Raw genomic sequence first — 260 nt, forward strand, 5'->3', positions numbered from 1 at the left:
TTCACATTGTTAAAGAGCCACTGTCAATCGACAGTCACAAACCGGCGTCATCCTGGGATAACCGGGCTTGTGACTGCAGACTTGCAGATTTTGACTGTTGGGTAATCGATCCAAGACAAGGCGAAAGGCGGCGACGCATAGTCAGCTATGCGAGTCGGCTTTCAACGCCGTAGTGGGACGATTTGGTGGAGCCTACCGGGATCGAACCGGTGACCTCCTGCGTGCAAGGCAGGCGCTCTCCCAGCTGAGCTAAGGCCCCT

General features: G+C 55.8%; 1 tRNA gene. It reads right to left on the reverse strand.

What is annotated here, in order from left to right:
* Nucleotides 1–183: 183 nt before the first annotated feature.
* Nucleotides 184–259: transfer RNA gene (locus tag R6258_RS18820), tRNA-Ala, on the reverse strand.
* Nucleotide 260 lies beyond the last annotated feature (1 nt).

It is taken from the genome of Halomonas sp. HP20-15, from assembly GCF_033446685.1.
Lineage (GTDB): Bacteria > Pseudomonadota > Gammaproteobacteria > Pseudomonadales > Halomonadaceae > Modicisalibacter.